Below are 20,421 nucleotides of genomic sequence, written 5' to 3'. Positions count from 1 at the left end.
GGGTCATGATGGATTCGAACCATCGACCAATTGATTAAAAGTCAACTGCTCTACCAACTGAGCTAATGACCCGCTCTTTTTGCAACATTTTGAGTGGGGTAACCATTCGTTTGCTGCGGGCGCTTATAATACTTATTTATAAAATGAGTGCAACCGAAATTGTCTCTTTTTTTAAGTTTTTATGCCTAGTTGACCAATTTTAGACCGCTTATGACAAAAAGCAGTCTAATCAAGCTGATTCAATTAATTAGACAGGCGATCTGTGGCTAATTTTGCAGCCGTTGTACTTGGGTACTGCGTAACAAGTTCGTTAAGTATTTTTAACGATTCGTCTGTCAGTCCTTGCTCTTTTAAAAGCGTGCCTAATTTTAACATGGCGTCTGGGCGTTTATTTGAATTTGGATATTCGTTTACAACCACTCTAAAGTGATCAACCGCTTTAACTCCATCGTTTTTAATTGTTAATAATTGACCTAACCAATAGTGTGCGTTTGACGCATACACAGATTCTGGATATGTTTTTAAGAACGTTTGAAACTCTGGAATAGCCTGGTCGTAGCGTTTATCTTTCATTATAAGTGCAACAGCACGCTCGTAAGCCTCATTCTCAGATAAATCACTGCTATATGCTTGTGAGTCATTAGGTTGTGCATAGTCGGTTGCAGGGACTGCTGCAGGCTGTGAATACGCTTGACTAACACGGTTTTCAATCTCTTGATAAAGCTCACGCTGACGCTGAAGTACTTTTTCTAGTTTATAGCTTTGCTCTTCCGTCACTCCGCGAATTTGACTTACTTCATCTTGAAGTAAATTAAGTTGCTGTTGTAACTCGGCTTGCAAGAAATTACGCGATTGCATCATACTTTCTAACGACGCTAAGCGCTTCTCAATACTTGACTGTGAACTCGCAGCTTCTGAAACAGGAGCGGGAGCAGCCCATAACTGGGTGCTCCCGCTCAATATCATTGCTGCCAAAATAATTTTCGGCTTCATAATATCTCTTATCTTAGTAAACTAATACCGCACGGCGGTTTTTAGCGAAAGCTGATTCAGTGCGAGACTTAACCATTGGTTTTTCTTCACCGTAGCTCACTACTGACATTTGGCTAGCTGATACACCTAAGCTTAGCAGGTATTTTTCAACTGACTGACCACGGTTTTCACCTAGTGCAATATTGTACTCTGGCGTGCCACGCTCATCTGCATGGCCTTCAATTAATACTTTAACCGATGGGTTTTTTACTAAAAAGTCAGCATGTGCGCGAAGTAAATCAGCATATTTGCTTTCAATTGTCGCTTTATCAAAATCAAAGTAGATTACTTGCTCTTGACGAAGTGCTTCGTATTTTTGACGAAGTTGTTCTTCAGCACGTTCTTCAGGCGAAATTGTTGCTACTTCAACTGTATCGTTGCTAGTTGTTTGCTCAACAGCAGGTTGATTAGATTGGTTTGCAGCACCTTCGTCGATATCTGAAGACGAGCTACAAGCTGCTAATGTCATTACTGGCACAGCAATTAGCAGGCCTTTAAGTATTTTATTAAGTTGCATTGAGTAGATTCCTATTTTGAGTAAACCAGTAACATTACTGTAAATATGGCGACCAAGCTGGTGCCTTTACTTGTCCGTCTAGCACAGGTAATCGTGCTTTAAAGCGGCCGTCCATCGATACTAACGCCAGTACCTGTTTGTTATTATGGAGCGTGCTGTATATTATCATCGAGCCATTTGGCGCTATACTCGGTGATTCATCTAAGCGAGTTCGCGTTAATACTTGAAACGCGCCAGAAGCTAGCTCTTTTTTAGCAAGATGGTACTTACCGTTCGTACGATTAACCATCACTAATTCTTTACTGTCAGGCGTAACTGACCCTGCAAGATTCATATCGCCATCAAACGTTAGGCGCTTTGATCTGCCAGTTTTTAAATTTAACTTATAAATCTGAGCATTACCACCCCTTTCCGAGGTAAACACTATATCTTGCCCATTTGGGTACCAAGATGGTTCAGTATCTATGCTACGGTGGTTTGTTAGGCGTGTTTCTTTACGCGTTGCCAGGTTTAGTAAATAAATTTCTGTTGCGCCTGTTTTATCTTTTGAAAGGACTAATAGAAGCTCTTTACCATCAGGTGAAAACTGCGGCGCACCATTAATCCCACGATAGCTGGCTACCACTTCTCGCTTGCCAGTATATAAGTCTTGGATGTATATTTGGCTTTGACGATTTTCAAACGTTACATAAGCAAGCTTGGTACCATCTGGTGACCACGCTGGCGACATTAACGGCTCTTTAGAGCGCAAAAGTACTTGTTCGTTGAATCCATCGTAATCGGCAACAACGAGTTGATACGGCTTATCGTCTTCGTCACGCACAATCACATAGGCAATTTTAGTTAAAAATGCACCTTTTTCGCCTGTTAGTTTTTCATAAATCACATCACTAATACGGTGTGAATAGCGGCGAAACCCACTTTCGGAAATAACGCTTTCTCTGGCTTCTAAAATGTGGTCTTGGCTTTTTACTAATTGCCCATTAGACATCATTTGGGTGTTACCACCCGTGATTTGACCACGAATTACATCCACTAATTCATAGCGGACTAAGTATCGGCCATCGGTTTGCTGTTCAACTTGGCCAACTAAAACGGCCTCAACCCCTTGATTAACCCATGAGGCATAATCAATTGCTTGGTCCTCGCTTGGTTGTTGTGGCATTTGCGCAACATCAACCGGCTTAAACTTACCACTTCGGACTAAATCAGCTGCAATCACATCACTTAGTTTTTGTGGGATCGGACCTATTCCGGTGTATTTAAATGGCACAATAGCAATAGGCCTTGCGCCATCAACACCTTCGGTAATTACAATTTCAAGTGCAGCATTTGCAATGCCTTGAAACCCTAGTAGCAATACTACACAGGCTACTCTTAGTTTATTGAACATATCATTCCTTTAAAATTCTGGCTTGATTGTTAAGTTAATATTTTTTAGCTGGTCAAACACGTCTCTGTCTTTAGACACAGGTAATGTGTCGGCCATACGAACCGCTCTGAGCGCGGCTTCACACACTAGCTTATCACCACCTAAAGACTTAACTTGCGTAACTAAACCATTAAAGCCAAGACGGATATTCACTCGGCATTGTTGGTTTTTCATTTTTTCATCAATTAACAAATTTTGTTGGATGCGCGCCATAATCAAAGCACGGTATTTGTCAACTTCACTCGCAACTTGTTGCTGGCGTATTTTACTACGTGCAGCCTGCTCTTTAGCAAGTTGTTCTTGTAATATTTGTTCTTGTAATGCTTGTTGACGCTTACGTTCAGCTTCGGCTGCACGCTCTTTAGCTTCTTGCTCACGCTTAATACGTTCAGCTTCTGCTTTTTTTAGCGCTTCTTCTTCAAGCTTACGTTTATCTGCCGCGGCTTTTGCTGCCTTTTCAGCCTCTTGTTTTTGCTTTTCTGCTTGCTTAGCTTTGGCACGCTCTTTTTGCTCTATCTCACGCGCCTTTTTTGCTTGAGCTTCAGCTTGCGCTTTTTCTTTCTCTTTGGCTTTGCGTTCACGCTCAAGTTTTTTAATGTTTCGAGCCTCAGATTCACGTTGTTTGCGAGCATCAGCAGCCCTGCGTTCTAAATCACGTATCCGCTTATCTTCAGCACGCTTTTTATCTTTTTCTTTTTTTTGTAGCTCAGCAATTTTTTGCTCAACCATTTTTTGGTCAACTGTTACCGCAGAAACAGCATTGTCGGGTTCAGGTATAGCCGTGTTTAACGTCACTTCCATTACTTTAGGGGTTGGTGCATGAATGTTAGCTGACGCGTACAACAATCCGCCCAAACCTAAATGCAATACCACCGATTTTACTAATGCACTACTCATCCAGTTAATTCCCCTCAAAGGATTCGGTCATTAATCCCACTGACGGCACACCTGCGTTTTTCAAAAAATCCATTAGCAATAACACTTCTTGATAAGAAACTTTACCAGAACCTTTAATCATTACAGGTACATCTGGATTTTTCATTAACTGCAATTTAATCACAGCGGCTACATCGAGTGCTTCCATTGGTTCCTCTGGATCAGTACCTACACTGACGTAATATTTACCCTCAGCATCAATAGACGCAATGATTGGTGGTGTATCTTTTGTATCAACTAAATCAGATTCTTCCATTTTTGGTAAATCTACTTTTACACCGTGAGTAATTAGTGGTGCAGTCGCCATGAAAATAATAAGCAGCACCAACATTACATCGATATAAGGTACTACATTAATTTCTGCTACTGGGCGGCGCTTTTTACGATGATACATTCGCTTGTGCCTCTATTTGTGTAGCTGCTTGACGGTGTAAAATATTAGCAAACTCTTCCATAAAGTTGATGTAGTGAGATTCAAGCTTTTCAACACTGTATGAAAAACGGTTATAAGCAATTACGGCAGGAATTGCAGCAAATAAGCCCATTGCCGTAGCAATTAGAGCCTCAGCTATGCCCGGAGCAACCATTTGTAATGTGGCTTGTTTTACTTCACCCAATGCAATAAAGGCATTCATAATACCCCACACAGTGCCAAATAAACCGATGTAAGGACTTATAGAACCGACCGTTGCTAAGAACGATAGGCTTTTTTCAATTTTTTCTATTTCACGTGACAACGCTACACGCATTGAACGATGCGTACCTTCCATTACTATACTTGCGCCTTGAAATGTATTTTTTTTATGACGCGCAAATTCTTTAAAGCCTGCTGTAAATAACGCCTCAATACCATGAGATTGAGCACTACGAGATGAAATTTCGTTATAAAGTTTACTTAAATCAATACCTGACCAAAACTTTTGCTCAAACTTTTTAGCATTCGAAAGCGCATCAGAGATTGCTTTTTTACGTTGAAAAATAATAGCCCATGACATAACCGACATGGCAACTAGCCCTAACATTACTAATTGTACAAGCAAACTGGCTTCTAAAATTAGATCCAAAAAATTAAGCCCTGATCCCACATTAAACTCCTAAATAGTATCAAAATACGTCAATTGTAATGATTTGTGCAATTATGACCGCAACTAAGGTCATTTAGTTGCAACTAGTGTATCGAGTCCATTTCAAACTAACAACGATATTGCTATGAATAGCCAACAAAAAACGTTAAAAATCGGCTATGTTGTTTATTTTTTACGCCTGGTTATATAAATTTTTATTCAAATAAAATAAAAACTCAGGTTCAGCTGCGTAATTATATAAATAAACATCATAAAACACGCCATTTATTCAAAATTAATGCATAAACACGCAAAACCACGTTAACGTTACCTACCAGAATACTAAAACTAATACCGAACAATTATACAAAAATATACTTAAGTACTATTTTTCATTAACTTATAAAATATATGATTATTTAACAAACAAATTACAAACTACAAAAAAACTACAAGCATTAGTTTTTTTAATCCGAAAAAACAAATTTTCTAGTTTGAACAATTTTTAGATATTCCGTATTATTCTCCCATACCGAGCTAGCGCATTAAATGAAACTGTTTCATTATGTCCTGTTCTTAGTAATATGATTTTTAGTCGTATTACATTGTTTTACTCTATTTGGATAAAACCTGACAGTGTAAAACATGGTTCCCCCAGATTACTTCCTTTAACTTGTTGTTAGCCCGCATTATTTGCGGGCTTTTTTTTACCTAAAATTTGGCCTAGACCAAAATATACAGATTCTTTTAATATTGTTTATTGAGCCAGAAATTTTGCACTAAACCTAAACAGTCATAGTCAGCACTGACTAGGTTGAATTTTATGAAAGGCACAATAGCCACACACGCCTTAACGCCCTGTGAATTGTTGGTTAACCTGAACGCTGGATAATAAATCTATCTCAAACAGCTATTGTCAGCGCAAACTACGTTGAATTTACTTGCAATAGGCTAGTTAATGATAAAGAAAATGACTTTTCGTAGATAAAATACGTTATAAAAGAAAGTGCCCTTGCTAAAGCTAATTTTTAGCAAGGGTTTAGGAAAGGTGTTTAAAATTAGTCTTTTTTAGGTAACAAGCCAAAATGATGGTACGCATTGTCAGACACAATACGGCCGCGCGGCGTTCGCTGAATAAACCCTTGTTGAATTAAAAACGGCTCAATAACATCTTCTATTGTTTCACGCTCTTCACCAATGGCAGCGGCTAAATTATCGAGCCCTACGGGACCACCCATGAATTTTTCAATGATGGCTAGTAAATATTTACGATCCATATAATCAAAACCGCTTTTATCTACATCAATCATGTCGAGTGCTTGCTGCGCAACGTCTGCATTTACAGTGCCGTCAGATTTAACCTGAGTATAATCTCGCACACGGCGCAATAAACGATTAGCAATACGCGGCGTACCTCGTGATCGTTTAGCTATTTCACTAGCGCCATCGTCGCACATTTCTAAATTAAGATAATGAGCTGAGCGGCCCACTATATGCGATAAATCCTCTACTGAATAAAACTCTAAACGCTGCACTATGCCAAAACGGTCACGCAGTGGCGATGTGAGTGAGCCTGCACGTGTTGTAGCGCCTATTAACGTAAATGGTGGCAAATCCAGTTTAATAGAACGTGCAGCAGGGCCTTCACCTATCATTATGTCAAGCTGATAGTCTTCCATTGCAGGGTAAAGTATTTCTTCAACCTGTGGGCTTAACCTGTGGATCTCGTCGATAAACAGTACATCACCTTCTTCAAGGTTTGTAAGAAGTGCCGCTAAATCGCCTGCTTTTTCAAGTACAGGTCCTGAGGTGGTTTTAATATTTACGTTTAATTCGTTTGCTACAATATTCGCCAGTGTGGTTTTTCCTAAACCTGGCGGACCAAATATTAATAAATGATCAAGCGCTTCATCGCGGCTGCGTGCAGCTTCAATAAATATTTCCATTTGCTGCTTAACATGCGGTTGACCTCGGTAATCAGCCAACAGTTTTGGCCTAATTGCTCGGTCAATCGAGTCTTCATTTGTTTTTTCAGTCGCGTCAATTAAGCGATCCGCTTCAATCATGGGTTACTCACAACATCGATTTTAAAGATTCTTTTATAAGAACCTCAGTAGACATATCCGGTTTACTCACCGATTTTACTGCTTTTTGTGCCTGTGGCAATTTATACCCTAATGCAACAAGTGCAGAAACTGCATCATCCGCTGCATTATTAGCCACTAATGCATCGCTGTGAGGCTCTATCACTGCGCTATCGCTAAATGGTGTAAATAAATCATTACCCCAATCTTTTAAACGGTCTTTCATCTCAAGCACTAAACGTTCAGCGGTTTTTTTACCCACACCCGGTAATTTAACCAGCGATGTAGCATCTTCATTATTTACACAGCTAACAAACTGTTGCGCCGACATTCCCGATAAAATAGCGAGCCCGAGTTTTGGCCCTACCCCATTAGCTTTTAAAAGCTCTCTAAATAATGCGCGCTCTGTTTTATTATTAAAACCAAACAGTAACTGCGCATCTTCACGCACTACAAAATGAGTATAAACAATCGTGTTTTCACCCACTTTTGGTAAGTCGTAAAAACAGGTCATTGGCATTTGTACTTCATAACCCACGCCGCTTACTTCAAGTAAAATTTCGGGGGGTTGTTTTTCAACTAAAATACCATTTAAGCGGCCTATCATTGTTATTTCCTTAAGCGTCCTCTAACGGTTTTGCTTGCGCTGCCCGCTAGTTTAATTAAATTTTGTTCTGAATGAGCATGGCAAATTGCTATTGCTAATGCATCTGCTGCATCGGCTTGAGGTGTACCTGGTAATTTTAGAATATTTTTTACCATATGCTGGACTTGGCTTTTGTCTGCACCACCGTTGCCTACTACAGCTTGTTTAATTTGCCTTGCCGAATACTCAAACACTGGCAAATCAGCCATTGCAGCACCCACAATGGCAGCACCACGCGCTTGGCCAAGTTTTAATGCAGAATCGGGATTATGAGCCATAAATACTTTTTCTATAGCAAACGTTTCAGGCGAAAACTGCTCAACAAGTTGAGTGATGCCCTGGTAAATCATTTTAAGGCGTACCGGAAAAGGATGATCGGCTAATTTTATACAACCACTGCCTAAATAAGTAAATTTAGCACCTTGGTGAGCAACTACACCGTAACCAGTCAAACGCGATCCTGGGTCGATCCCTAAAATAATGGCCAAATCACATTCTCGTTGTTTTTATTGTAAATTAGGCTAATAATGCCAGAGCACTGTATAAAATACCAGTACCAAGCAAAAACAAAAATGCTCGCTTAAATAGCGAGCATTTTAAACGCAATAATAGTTAGTTTACCCCAAAGCGCGAACTAACCCTTGGGTGTTTTGTTTAAGGGTACGGGCAATCATTAAATAACCCAACCCGGCTACAAATAAACCACCAGCAAGCGGGCCTATAATCCATATATGTGGATGAAGCTTGCCCGTAAGTTCAAACATTTGTTGCTGCACAATCAAAAGCGCTAAGTCGCTAAAAAATGCAGCAACTAAACCGGCTAACCCACCCAATAATAAAAACTCGTACAAGGTCGCATTTTTAATTAAACGGCTTTTAGCACCTAATGTTCTAAGAATTACAATTTCTTGCATGCGTTCACCTAAGCTCGCTTGCACTTGCGAAATGAGTACTAATGCACCGCACAAAACAACAATGGCAAGTACAAAACCAATGGCAAGTGAGACTTGCGATATTGTGGTTTGTATTTGCTTTACAAAGTTGTCTACATCGATTGCAGTAATGGTTGGATAGGTGCGCAACAGTTGGCTAAAGTCGCGCTTTTGCTCAGGTTCTATCCTAACCGACGAAATATAAGTCGCCGGAAAGTCTTTAAGTACATCCGGGCTGAGTATGATAAAGAAGTTGGGTTTAAGCGTTGCCCAGTTAACTGTACGAACGCTGGTAATTTTAGCATCGAACGACTGCGCGCCAATTAAAAAGGTAAGTGTGTCGCCAATTTCAACATCAAGGCGCTCTAACATCGACTCTTCAACTGATGCCTCGGCCACTGCGTTTTCATCAAACCATTCACCTTGAATTATCTCGTTTTGAGCCGGTACATCTTTAAGCCACGTTAAGTTTAGCTCACGGCCAATACCCGAACGCGCTTCTTCATCTTTTTTCTCATTGTCTTGAAGAGATACTTCACGTGCAACCAACTCACCATTTACCGCGTTAACACGCCCTCGAATCGTTGGGTAGAATTCAGACACTAAAATGTCTTTCTCAGCAAGGTAGTTATTGATTGGTTCAAGGTCGTTTTGCGTAATATTAACTAAAAATGCATTGGGCGCATCGCTTGGTAATTGCGACTGCCAATCAGCAATCATGTCATTTTTAAGCACAACTAAAAACAGAAGCAGTTTAATGGCGAGCGAAAAACTAATAAGTTGAACTGCATTTACATTGGCACGCTTTTGAATCGACGCAATAGCCAATGACCAACTATTACCTGGTTTTAAACCCAGTTTTCGGCCACCGCCAAATATAAGTTTAGATATTAAAAACAACACGCCAATTAAAGTTAGTGTGGTTATAAATAATATCAGCGTTATTTTTATATTGTTACTAAATAACCACATTAACAAAAACACGGTCAATGCACTCATACCCAAGTGCACGCGGCTCACCGCTAGTTTGTCACCTAAATTACGACGCAGTACCCTAAGCGGCGGAATATCGAACAAATCAAATAACGGTTTAATAGAAAACATAACGGCACAAATTACACCCGTACTAATTGCTACAAGCCAAGGCTTAAATCCACCCATCGGCAATTCGCTTCCCATACTTTTTGAAAGGTATCCGGTGGCTATTTCTTGCAAGCCGTAACCAATCAATAAACCTATACTCACAGCCATTGCACATACAAGCAATAAGTGAAGCATGTAAATTTTACGGATCATTGAGCGACTGCCGCCCAATGTTTTCATCATCGCAACAGGGTCATATTGGCGCTCGCAGTATCGTTTGGCTGATACAGCAATCGCTACTGCAGCCAAAATAATACCTAGTAAACCCGCTAACAATAAAAAACTCTCTGCTCGGTTTAAACTGTTTGAAATTGGTGATTGACGGTCTTTAACACCGTACCATTGTTGGTTTTCTTTCATTTGTGGTTTTAGCCAGTCATAAAAGCTGTTTATGTCGTCTTCACTACCTGCATAGAGCTGACGGTAAAAAACACGGCTCCCAGGCTGAACAACCTCTGTTTTTGGTACATCTGCAATATTTATTAATACACGACGGCTACTTGAAAATACATTGAATGGCGCATCAGGCTCCTCAACGATCACTTTTTCAACATTAAATAACGCAGCACCTAGCTCAACTTGCGAGCCAATATCAATATTCAGCGAGTAAAAAACAGACTCACTGAGCCATACATTGCCTGGATTTGGGCCACCATTTGCAATAACCGTTTCACCCAGTAATGTGTTTTTTACTTTTAGCTGCCCTTTTAACGGGTATGCGTCTGACGCTGCTTTCACCGAGCTAAATTGCATTTCGTCATTAGCAAATAACATGGTGTCGAAGTACACCATTTGCGCGGTTTGTAAGTTTTGACTTTTAGCTCGCTCAATAAAAGCGGTGTCAATGGCATGGCTGCTTGCCAATACTCGGTCAGCAGCAATAAACGCACTGCTTTTTTGTGCAATGCTTTGTGCTATTCGATCTGTCACCATAGACAAAGTAAGTACAGTTAATACCGCTAAAGCAATAGCTGCACTAATTACCGTTAGCTCACCTCTTCGAAATTCTCGCGCAAATAATTTAAGCGCTAATTTAGCCCACATTTGCAACGTCCTCTGCTTCACTTTTTACAAGTAAGCCCGCTTCTATCTGAATAATATGCTCACATTTTTGAGCGAGTCCTTCATCGTGCGTCACCAAAATTAGCGTTGTACCATGTTGAGAATTTAAGTCGAACAGCAGCGACTCAATCATTTTGCCGTTCTTACTATCTAAGTTAGCTGAAGGCTCATCGGCAAATAAAATTTTGGGTGTGCCAATAAAAGCGCGGGCAATAGCAACACGCTGTTGCTCACCACCCGAAAGCTGAGATGGGTAATGATCTGTTCGGTGGCTTAGGCCTACTTTTTCAAGCAAAGCAAGTGCCTGCTCCTTAGCATCACTTTTTCCCGCTAACTCTGCAGGCAACATTACGTTCTCAAGAGCGGTTAAGCTTTGCACCAACATGAAAGACTGAAATACAAAACCAATTTTAGCGGCACGAAGTGCTGCACGCGCTTCTTCGTCTAAATCATGAAGCGGCTCACCGTCTAAAAATATTTCGCCATTACTCGCTGTATCCAAGCCTGCTAATAAACTCAACAAAGTAGACTTACCTGATCCCGACGTGCCAACAATAGCAACAGACTCACCGTGCTTGACATTAAAGCTGATGTCGCTGAGGATGGGCAACTCACCTTCAAAGGTAGTTACTATTTTAGACAAACCATTAACTTGAATTATATTTAATTGAGAAAGCGCTGACATATGACTCATTCAATCCTTCGTTTAGTATTCATTTTATTTTTAGTTATCAAACCGCTGAGTGCAGCAGCCGACAACACGATTTTAATACTTGGTGACAGTTTAAGCGCAGCCTATGGCCTACAACAAGAGCAAGGCTGGGTAAAATTGTTACAAGATAAGTACAATGACGAGCAAGCCGACATTGCACTTGTAAACGCCAGCATTAGTGGCGAAACGTCTGGCGGTGCACTTCGCCGTTTAGATACATTACTTGCCCAATACCAACCAACACACGTGCTTATAGAGCTTGGTGCAAATGACGGTCTTCGCGGATTTCCGGTAAAAAAAATGCAAGCTAATTTGACCGCGCTGATACAAAAAAGCCAAGCAGCTAATGCAATGACCGCGCTAATGGAAATTTACATTCCACCTAACTACGGCCCTCGCTACAGCAAAATGTTTACTGATAGCTTTAGCCAAATTAGCGAAAAAACTAATACGCACTTATTAAACTTTTTTATGCTCAATATCGCTGATAAACCAGAGCTAATGCAAAACGATGGATTACACCCTAACAAAAAAGCACAGCCGTTGATACGTGATGAGATGCACGACTCGATCAAAACTTGGTTAAATAAAGACTAAAAAAATAACCTAGCTTAAGTGGGCTTTTTAGCTCACTTGCCTAATAAACACCCAAACAAACAATCGCTTATTGATTTTTAAAAAAATACACGTACTATTGCACTCAAAGTCGGTATGTAGCGCAGCCTGGTAGCGCACTGTCATGGGGTGGCAGGGGTCGAGAGTTCGAATCTCTCCATACCGACCAATTAACTCCCTCCTGTTTCTATAATTAACCTTCAAAAAAGTATTAACCTGAAAAATAAATTTACTTAGAGATTACTTAAATCAGCGGTTAAATGACTACAAATTGCGCCTAAGAAACAGTGCCTATCAATTGGTCCTTACTTAGTATGCAGCAATATCTTAAAACCATCCTTTCGTGTCGACATTTCACCAGGTGCTGATTATTAACTTAATAAAACAACAAAGTAACAAAACCCTTTTTAGTTTTTAAAAGCACATGAAGGCGCTAAATATACTTTAAGTATATTGTTATTCGCTTAAGCATAATCTGGATGAAATATAACAAGCGCGGCTAACGATACACGTTTAATTCGCAGAAAATCCCAACAAAACTTTTCATTATAGTAAAGAAAACAAATAAGTCTGCACACTTATTGAGCATTTTATTTAATTAACATATGATAGGGTTTTATTTTTACGGTGTTGAACATGGACTTTTCAGCTGAAGAATTAAACTTTATCTCTGACTTATTTAAGCCAGAAGATCAGGAAGTAAAACCAAATCATAAGCTTACTTTACAAAGTAGTGTACCCGCAGGCATTGCGCACCTATTAAGTAATGCAAGCTTAACGCTATTAGCAAAAGTTGCGCACTATCAATTGTGGTTTCCGCTTGATTTAAAAATAGATCCCTCTGGGGTTATTAACCCAACACTCAGTGCGCCTGAAGTTATTGATACTAAAGGCACACAGCGCAGTTGGCGTTGGAGCCAGCTCAATATAAAAAGCGAAGGTTTTTATATTGAGTCTATATCTAGCACAGGGATATTTTTAAAACCTCTAAAAGATAACAGCCGACTGGGTAATATGAAAAACGTGCAGTTTACATTACCAAACGAAGAGTGTATTTCAATTGATATAGAGCCTATTAGGCAAAATAAATCAGGAATGGCTGCAAAAATTACACGTATAATTACCGGAAAAGAGCAGTTAAGAACCTACCTATTTGAAGAGCATAAACGCCAATATTCGGCATTATATGAAAATGGTCAATTAGTAAACGAAATACGTTAATATGCGAGTTATGCAGTAAAGCCTTCATTTATTTAGCCTAAATCGGTTTTTTACCTTTTATATTTCTTAGCCTTGCTTGATGTTTTAACTCATTTTAAATTTTGCAAAAAAAAAGCGCTAAACAGCGCTTATTGATTTATATGTAACTAGTGTTTGGGCTTTACACCGTTACGAACCATATCTTGCCCATTAGTATATACATCTTCGGTGATACCGCGGGCCAATAATAGCTGCTGTTTATCATCAAATACGGCAATAAAACGGGTGCCGTCTGAGTTTTTAGTGGCCATACCAACGCCAGATACTCCTTTTAACCCATAACCGCCGCTTTCAACTTCCAGTAAAAAAGCCTCTAAATCAGCTAAGTTATCGATTACATCACTTTCATTATTCATTTTAAAACTCTTTTAATTTCTCTGCTTTATGCAAAGTAGTTATACGTAATGCTGGTTATTTTATCGAGCTGATACTTAAAATCCAAATATTTACGCCTTAAACTTAAAACGACTCGACCACCAGCGATAAATTACTCACAGCACAACCAAATGGTTTGGTGTTTATTCGGTCATAGCGTGTATCAGCATTTGTATTCAGGCTAATTAAAAATTCATCTTGCTGAGCAACCGCACTTTGCTCTTGAGCGAGGCACATAGCTTGTGTCAAAGAGCGTAATTTAGCATCCGTCAATATGCTACCAAAACGCTGAACTGGCAATGGCGGAATTTTAATTGCTGGCAGTGCTTGGCTAATACTGCGCTGGCTTAGGGTAAAATCGTTATTTTTTATATCAATCACACTGCCAGCAGGCCAGTATGAAAAAAGGTAAGTTTTAGCCTCAGCCTCTATTCGTTCTTTAGGTTTTACTAGTACCACACCATTTTTACCAATTACTGTCATTAAATTGCCAGCTCCAGATTTAATAACCACTAAAGCGGTGGTTTCGTCTACACCAAAGCCAAAAGCGGGCTGAGCTTGGTTTTCATTGAGGTTGTCGAGCAAAGTGGCTAACCTTAATGTACGATTACGCTCGCTAAAATGTGTATCCAACACACCGTAACTAAACGTGCCTAAACCGCCAAAACGGTTGTAAGTTAAGCTATCACTGCTTGAGCGCTCACTGGGGGCATCAATGGCTTGTGCGCCTTCTTTTAATGCCGATAAACTTGTGCCATTAGTGATCATAACCGCGTTACCACCATGAACTTGCCCGCCACTTTGCACCGCGGTGCCTGCACTTGTGCCTACAATAACAGGGCGTGACTGCAATGCTTTTGTCCATGGGTAAGGGTGGTTATTTTCATCAAATAATACTTTTCGAGTTAGGCTTTGATCGCCACCATTAAACATGACACCGGTACTGTTTTTGATTAGCTCGATTAAAGCGTCGGTGCCTTTTTTACACAGTTCATATTCTGCTTGGGTACGATCAGGGTAAATATGCTCGCGTTGATATAACCCCATCTCTGAGTGCCTAAGCGTGGTTAAATCACCACACTTTTTAGTGGTTATTGCTTTAGCAAGCGCTGGGGTTAATGCAAGCCATTGTGAATTTACATTAGGGAAGTTTAGTAATCCTTCGTAAAAATCAGCAGATTCGTAAGGATCTCTGCTTGAGGCAGTAATGGCCAGCATACTCGGGTTTGCGTTATTAACTTTTAAACTACCAGATATAAACTGCAGAATCTCTGTCGCTGCCGGTTCGCTATTAAGCGCAGTATTTACGCGCTCTTTTAGCCGCGTGTTGTTGCTTTGGATTTGCGCTACTTCAAGCATATCTATTACAAAATGATATTCTTGATCCGATAAATTATTGAGCTGTTTACTATCAATATCGCGCCATAACCATAACAACTCTTTTTTCGACAATGTGGGCAATGATTTAGCCTGCATTGCTGCCAAATTTTTAATAGTGTTGTTTTTGGCTTGGCTATTATTACTGGGCCAATGTTGCTTTATTTGGCTAATTTTAGTGTGAGAGAGCGCAAATAGATTATGCGTTTTACCCGAGATCTGAGTATTTTTTTCACAGTTTTTGGGGCTTAAACTGGCACATGTTGTGAGAGCTCCCCCCACTAAAACGAGAGTTTGACTAGACTCTTTTGCGCTTACTTGCAGCGAAAAAGCGACAAGAACAGATAAAAAAGCGGTTATTATTCGCGAATTAGCTACTTTCTTACTTGGTAAGTATATTTGTTCCATTATGTTACACTCATGTAAAAATTTATAAAAAATGACTTGCGAGAGAGCCTCTCGCTTGCTATAAAAAAAAGGAACTTTAAAACGCGAGTAAGCTAGCACCCATTTGCTGGCTTTGTCAAAAACCTTTTTGGAACGAGAATTATGTTTAAAAAAGCAACATTGCTTACAACATATTTCTACTCACCCCACTACCTTTCGGAGTGGTTTGACGAGTAGCCCACCACCTCACTGATTTCTGTGAGGGGCTCAGCGTGTCATTTCACCACTGCCCTGTCTAAAAAACATAATAATTAAAGCCTTAAGAAATATTAAACCTATTTCTGCGCGCTTAAAAAAGACAAAAGGTACTACAATGTTTCGTCAACTAACTATTGCGGCCACAGTAAGCGCTTTACTGAGCCCTATTACCTGTGCGTACGCACAAGAAACTCAAACTGATACCAACATTGAACGAGTAGAAGTAACAGGATCACGTTTAAAAGGCGTTGATCTGGAAGGCACTATTCCACTAACAGTATTAGACCAAGATGCGATTAAACGCTCTGGCGCTAATACCATCCATGAATTACTCAAAGATTTATCTGTATTTAAAGGCGGGAGCGGTACGTTCTCAACCTCTGAAAGTGGCGGTACGTCTACTTCTACACCAGCGGGCCAATCAGCAGCGAGTTTAAGAGGCATGGGACCTTCGGCAACGCTTACATTAATTAATGGCCGCCGAGTTGCACCTAGCTCATTTGCTGCTGGTACTGAAAACTTTGTAGATGTGAATTCAATTCCGCTAGCCGCCATTGAGCGTATTGATATTTTAGCCACCGGTGCATCAGCCGTTTATGGTGCCGATGCTGTAGCGGGTGTTATTAATTACATTTTAAAAGATGATTTTGAAGGCGCTGAAATCAATACTTCGTTTGCCGATAGCTTTGATCAGCATGATGAAAGTAAAAAGCAGCTAAACTTAGTGTATGGTACAAAAATAGGCGAGAGTAACTTAACGGTATTTGCAGATATATACGACCGTAACGCTTTTAGAGCAACCGACCGCGATTATACCGCTTCACCTTCTTTAGTTAATGGTTACTCGTATTTACCTAAGCTGAAGAACTCACCGAATATTTATTATTTCAGCAGCCGAGATGGTAACGAACTTCCATCACCAAACTGTAAAACCGAATTAGTGACTACTGAATTTGGTGAACAAATTTGTGCTTACTACCCTAACCAAGATGATTACCTAGATACGCCATTTGAAAGCCTTTCAACCGGCTTTATGTTTAATAGCGAGCTCGGTGGTCTACAATGGCACACTGACTTTTTTTACAGTCAAACCAAAGCAAAAGCGTATTCTTCTCCCTCACCTATTAACCAAATTAATGACGACGACGGCCCGTTTATTTTAGAAGACGCCTTATTTATTTACGATAATACCGATGGTAGTAATGATTTAATGGATCAACTCTACATTGACCCATTTGATACTCAAAGTGGCCGAGAAGTATATGGTTTTGGCTTTGATGCCCGCTTTAATGCCCAAAGAACAGTGGAAGTAGAAACGAAAAACTTTCGCTTAGTAAGTAGCCTAAGTGGTGAAATTGGCGACTGGGGCTGGGAGTCTGGTGTTACCTTCTCTCGCTCGCGCTCAGAGCAGGAGGCTATTGCAGGGGTATATAATCGTTACCAGTTTCATGGCGCGATCACCGGCGAGCTGTGTTCAGACGGTACATTAGCGAGTTTTGACGGTACTGACTTAAACTGTGCATCGGGAGAACTGCTGCCTTTTTACAACCCTTTCCTTCAAGGCGACGCCGCTAACGATGCTGTTTTGGCAACAGCGCAAGCTCGCCCAACACGTAGCGGAGAAAGTACTGTTTACGGCTGGGATGCTAACTTTAATGGTGAGCTATTTACCTTTAACGACCTGCCTGCCTATGCCTCATTTGGGGTAGAAGCACGCCGTGAAGAGTTAAACGACATTCCTTCGCTTAATTCACAAGCTCAAGCAGGTAATGATTACCTTGTTGATGTATTTGGCTTTGGCTCTAGTTTATCAGAGGCCGATCGCACTCAATATGCAGCGTTTGCTGAATTAAGTATTTCACTGAGTGAGCAAGTAGAGCTACAAGCAGCGGGTCGATACGATCATTACGATGATTTTGGTGGCACCTTTAATCCTAAAATTGGTTTGAGCTATCGCCCGACTGATTCGTTAATTGTTCGTGGTTCATGGTCAACCTCGTTTAGGGCACCATCATTAACGCAGGCTGGTGTTAAATTAAGAACCACACAATCTACTTTTGACTGTGGTGCAAACCAAGCTGTAGCTGATTTATACTGTATGGGTGATGGCACCGAAGTAAGTGTTAATTCGTTAGAATTAGGTAACCCTAATTTAAATGCAGAAGAATCTGAAGCTATTAGTATTGGTTTTGCATGGAGCCCATCGGCTAATACTAATTTAACCCTTGATTATTGGCAGTTTGATCATGAAGAAGTAATTGATACTAACATGACCGCAGTGTTAGATCGCGCCATAACTGATGCGTCACTTCGTCACTGTGGCATTGTACCACCGGGCGAGCAAGGCATATCGTACGATGAAGCATTATGTGATGTCACCGACACCAGTGGTTTAAACATAGAGCAAGACGGAGCCAACTTAACTGAAATCTTAGCCAGCTACATCGATGAATTCAACCCACGTGATGACGAGCTATTCTTACCGCTGTTTCGCGATCATGCTATCCCACTTGAAAACACCGGTACTCAAACTTTAGCTGGCATAGACTTTAAGTTTGATCACCGCTTTAGGCTATCAGGTGGCGACTTAACCTTTGCGTTTGACGGCACTCATTACCTTGAGTTTGAACGTAATAAACCGGGGTCTGACTCGTTAGAGAAGTTGGTAGGAACTTATCGTTACCCTGAAAATATTGCTCGTATGTCAATAGATTGGGAAGCGCAAAGTTACTACCTTAACTTAGGTGCAAACTACACCAGCAGCTACGAAGATGATATAGAAGGCCTGCGTGGGCGTGAAATTGATGAACTAGATTCACTTGGCGTATTAGACTCAAAAGGTGAGCATCAGGTTGACGATTGGCTCGTTTGGGATTTATCCGCGGGTTACTATGTTAATAAATCGCTGACTTTGCGTGCGCGTATCAATAATATTTTTGATAAAGAGCCACCCACACTTTATGGTTCAAGCCGCGGATTTGATTCAATTAATCATAATGCCCTTGGTGCTAATTATAAATTAAGTATTAGCTACCGCTTTTAACCACTTAGCCGCAAAGCAAACGCTTTGCGGCCTTCCTTTTATTACAGGTCATGGCTACAGTGACACTGCCTATTAAGTGCTAAAGTACATTTAAGCGTTTATTTACGCATCAACACAATGACCTTTTATTAAAGTGAAATTATGAAACAAAAACAATTTTCTATGCCCGATGCGAGCATTCTTTTGCTTTGCGTGGCAGTGATTGCCTATATGGCCACGGTTTTTATTACCCCTGGGGTATTTAATGCAGAACCGGGTAGCCATACTGTGCAGCTTTCACAATATCAAGCCGTTAATAACCAACAATCACCGCCATTTTTTGCACAAGGTGGCGACATTGGTTTAGCAAATGTATTGTTTGAAGGCTTAGTGTCGGGTGATAAATATGGTGCAGCGATTGGCGTAATGGCGTTTATTTTAATCACTGGCGGTGCTTTTGGCATTGTTATGAAAACCGGTGCGATTAACAACGGCATTCTGGCACTTATTAATAAAACTCAACGGGTTGAATGGCTATTTATTCCCTTACTATTTTTACTATTTTCGTTAGGCGGCGCGGTATTTGGTATGGGCGAAGAAGCTATTGCCTTTTGTATTGTGCTTTTCCCTATTATGCAACAACTTGGCTACGACGCTAAAGTTACCGTGCTCACAACCTATGTGGCCACGCAAATAGGCTTTGCCACCTCATGGATGAACCCTTTTAGCATTGCTATAGCGCAATCGATAGCTGAAATCCCCGTGTTTTCTGGCGCGGGTTTTCGTATGCTAGCGTGGGCGTGTTTTACTCTTGCAGGCCTTGTGTTTACCATTCGCTATGCAAAACGCATCAGAATACAAACCCAAAAAGCGGGTGATCAGCCAACAATTAAACTTAGCTTAGCCGATGCACTCACATTATTAGTGTTTGTATTGGGTATAGCCTGGGTTGTATGGGGCGTAATGGCTCGCCAATATTATATTCCTGAGCTTGCGGCACAGTTTTTTTGTATTGGCCTTGTCAGTGCAATAATTGCCATCGTGTTTAAAAAGCTAACAGCGAATGAGTGCGCAGATGCGTTTAAACACGGTGCGCAAGAGTTATTGCCAGCGGCGTTATTAGTCGCACTAGCTAAAGGCATTGTATTACTATTAGGGGGTAGCGATTTAACTACTCCCTCAACTCTCAACACCCTGCTTTATTACTGTGCAAGTAGCATAGCCAGTGTGCCAGATTACATTGCGGCTTGGGGAATGCTGGTGTTTCAAAGTGTATTTAACTTTTTTGTTTCATCGGGTTCAGGCCAAGCTGCCATCACTATGCCGTTAATGTCTCCACTTGGCGATTTGCTCAATGTATCAAGGCAAATTGTAGTATTGGCCTTTCAATTAGGTGATGGATTAACCAATATTTTAATTCCCACCTCAGCTAGTTTAATTGGTTGTTTAGGGGTCGTAAAATTAGATTGGGGAGAATGGGCTGCGTTTATTTGGCGCTTTGCTCTAGCACTTTTTGTATTAGCAAGCGGCTTTATATTTCTTGCTTATTTTATTAATTATCAATAAA

At 40.6% G+C, this 20,421-nt stretch carries 17 protein-coding genes and 2 tRNA genes; 5 read left to right on the top strand and 14 right to left on the bottom strand.

The window, feature by feature from the left end:
* The 12 genes from MTF67_RS17960 to MTF67_RS17905 form a co-directional block, all read right to left on the bottom strand.
* Positions 1-72: transfer RNA gene (locus MTF67_RS17960), tRNA-Lys, on the bottom strand.
* A gap of 171 nt (positions 73-243) precedes the next feature.
* On the bottom strand, positions 244-993 hold the full coding sequence (gene ybgF, locus MTF67_RS17955) for a tol-pal system protein YbgF (protein WP_008131976.1): 750 nt from the start codon (positions 991-993) through the stop codon (positions 244-246).
* A 13-nt stretch (positions 994-1,006) separates the two neighbouring features.
* Positions 1,007-1,549 (bottom strand): peptidoglycan-associated lipoprotein Pal, encoded by a 543-nt coding sequence (gene pal / locus MTF67_RS17950; protein ID WP_008131978.1) that lies wholly within the window; start codon positions 1,547-1,549, stop codon positions 1,007-1,009.
* 34 nt (positions 1,550-1,583) lie between these two features.
* Positions 1,584-2,942, bottom strand: coding sequence for a Tol-Pal system beta propeller repeat protein TolB (gene tolB / locus MTF67_RS17945; RefSeq protein ID WP_010557248.1), 1,359 nt, complete (start codon positions 2,940-2,942; stop codon positions 1,584-1,586).
* A gap of 9 nt (positions 2,943-2,951) precedes the next feature.
* Positions 2,952-3,878, bottom strand: coding sequence for a cell envelope integrity protein TolA (gene tolA, locus MTF67_RS17940; RefSeq protein WP_006794473.1), 927 nt, complete (start codon positions 3,876-3,878; stop codon positions 2,952-2,954).
* 4 nt (positions 3,879-3,882) lie between these two features.
* Complete coding sequence (gene tolR / locus MTF67_RS17935; protein WP_006794474.1) at positions 3,883-4,311, bottom strand: protein TolR; 429 nt, start codon at positions 4,309-4,311, stop codon at positions 3,883-3,885.
* Positions 4,298-5,002 (bottom strand): protein TolQ, encoded by a 705-nt coding sequence (tolQ, locus tag MTF67_RS17930; RefSeq protein WP_248520296.1) that lies wholly within the window; start codon positions 5,000-5,002, stop codon positions 4,298-4,300. Before tolQ ends, tolR begins: the two co-directional genes overlap by 14 nt.
* 1,037 nt (positions 5,003-6,039) lie before the next feature.
* On the bottom strand, positions 6,040-7,047 hold the full coding sequence (gene ruvB / locus MTF67_RS17925; protein ID WP_248520295.1) for a Holliday junction branch migration DNA helicase RuvB: 1,008 nt from the start codon (positions 7,045-7,047) through the stop codon (positions 6,040-6,042).
* Between the two features lie 7 nt (positions 7,048-7,054).
* The gene (gene ruvA / locus MTF67_RS17920) at positions 7,055-7,672 is read right to left on the bottom strand and encodes a Holliday junction branch migration protein RuvA (RefSeq protein WP_006794477.1); all 618 of its coding nucleotides are present in this window, start codon (positions 7,670-7,672) and stop codon (positions 7,055-7,057) included.
* Positions 7,673-7,674: 2 nt separating this feature from the next.
* Entirely contained in the window at positions 7,675-8,199 is a 525-nt protein-coding gene (gene ruvC, locus MTF67_RS17915) for a crossover junction endodeoxyribonuclease RuvC (RefSeq protein ID WP_008131991.1), read from the bottom strand.
* A gap of 129 nt (positions 8,200-8,328) precedes the next feature.
* A complete protein-coding gene (locus tag MTF67_RS17910) occupies positions 8,329-10,830 on the bottom strand; it encodes an FtsX-like permease family protein (protein ID WP_248520294.1) in 2,502 nt (833 codons plus the stop codon).
* Positions 10,820-11,533, bottom strand: a complete 714-nt coding sequence (locus MTF67_RS17905) for an ATP-binding cassette domain-containing protein (RefSeq protein WP_248520297.1) — start codon at positions 11,531-11,533, stop codon at positions 10,820-10,822. Before MTF67_RS17905 ends, MTF67_RS17910 begins: the two co-directional genes overlap by 11 nt.
* Between MTF67_RS17905 and MTF67_RS17900 the strand changes: the two genes are divergently transcribed.
* From MTF67_RS17900 to MTF67_RS17890, 3 genes are all read left to right on the top strand, one after another.
* Positions 11,534-12,157: an arylesterase gene (locus MTF67_RS17900; RefSeq protein WP_248520293.1), complete on the top strand. Its 624-nt coding sequence runs from the start codon at positions 11,534-11,536 to the stop codon at positions 12,155-12,157.
* 110 nt (positions 12,158-12,267) lie between these two features.
* Positions 12,268-12,344: transfer RNA gene (locus MTF67_RS17895), tRNA-Pro, on the top strand.
* Between the two features lie 467 nt (positions 12,345-12,811).
* Positions 12,812-13,396, top strand: coding sequence for a hypothetical protein (locus tag MTF67_RS17890; protein ID WP_039037915.1), 585 nt, complete (start codon positions 12,812-12,814; stop codon positions 13,394-13,396).
* A gap of 146 nt (positions 13,397-13,542) precedes the next feature.
* Here the strand turns inward: MTF67_RS17890 and MTF67_RS17885 are convergent, their stop codons facing one another.
* Positions 13,543-13,791, bottom strand: a complete 249-nt coding sequence (locus MTF67_RS17885) for a hypothetical protein (RefSeq protein ID WP_006794483.1) — start codon at positions 13,789-13,791, stop codon at positions 13,543-13,545.
* A gap of 103 nt (positions 13,792-13,894) precedes the next feature.
* On the bottom strand, positions 13,895-15,595 hold the full coding sequence (locus tag MTF67_RS17880) for a cyanophycinase (RefSeq protein WP_248520292.1): 1,701 nt from the start codon (positions 15,593-15,595) through the stop codon (positions 13,895-13,897).
* 352 nt (positions 15,596-15,947) lie between these two features.
* Between MTF67_RS17880 and MTF67_RS17875 the strand changes: the two genes are divergently transcribed.
* Both MTF67_RS17875 and yfcC read left to right on the top strand, forming a co-directional pair.
* Positions 15,948-18,875, top strand: a complete 2,928-nt coding sequence (locus MTF67_RS17875) for a TonB-dependent receptor (protein ID WP_248520291.1) — start codon at positions 15,948-15,950, stop codon at positions 18,873-18,875.
* A 141-nt stretch (positions 18,876-19,016) separates the two neighbouring features.
* Positions 19,017-20,420 (top strand): putative basic amino acid antiporter YfcC, encoded by a 1,404-nt coding sequence (gene yfcC / locus MTF67_RS17870; protein ID WP_248520290.1) that lies wholly within the window; start codon positions 19,017-19,019, stop codon positions 20,418-20,420.
* The last annotated feature ends 1 nt before the right edge of the window (position 20,421 follow it).

This window comes from Pseudoalteromonas sp. 2CM32C (assembly GCF_023161925.1).
In the GTDB taxonomy this organism is placed as follows: domain Bacteria; phylum Pseudomonadota; class Gammaproteobacteria; order Enterobacterales; family Alteromonadaceae; genus Pseudoalteromonas; species Pseudoalteromonas marina.
The sequence above is the reverse complement of the archived record's forward strand: the minus strand, read 5'-3'. Positions and strand labels throughout refer to the sequence as shown.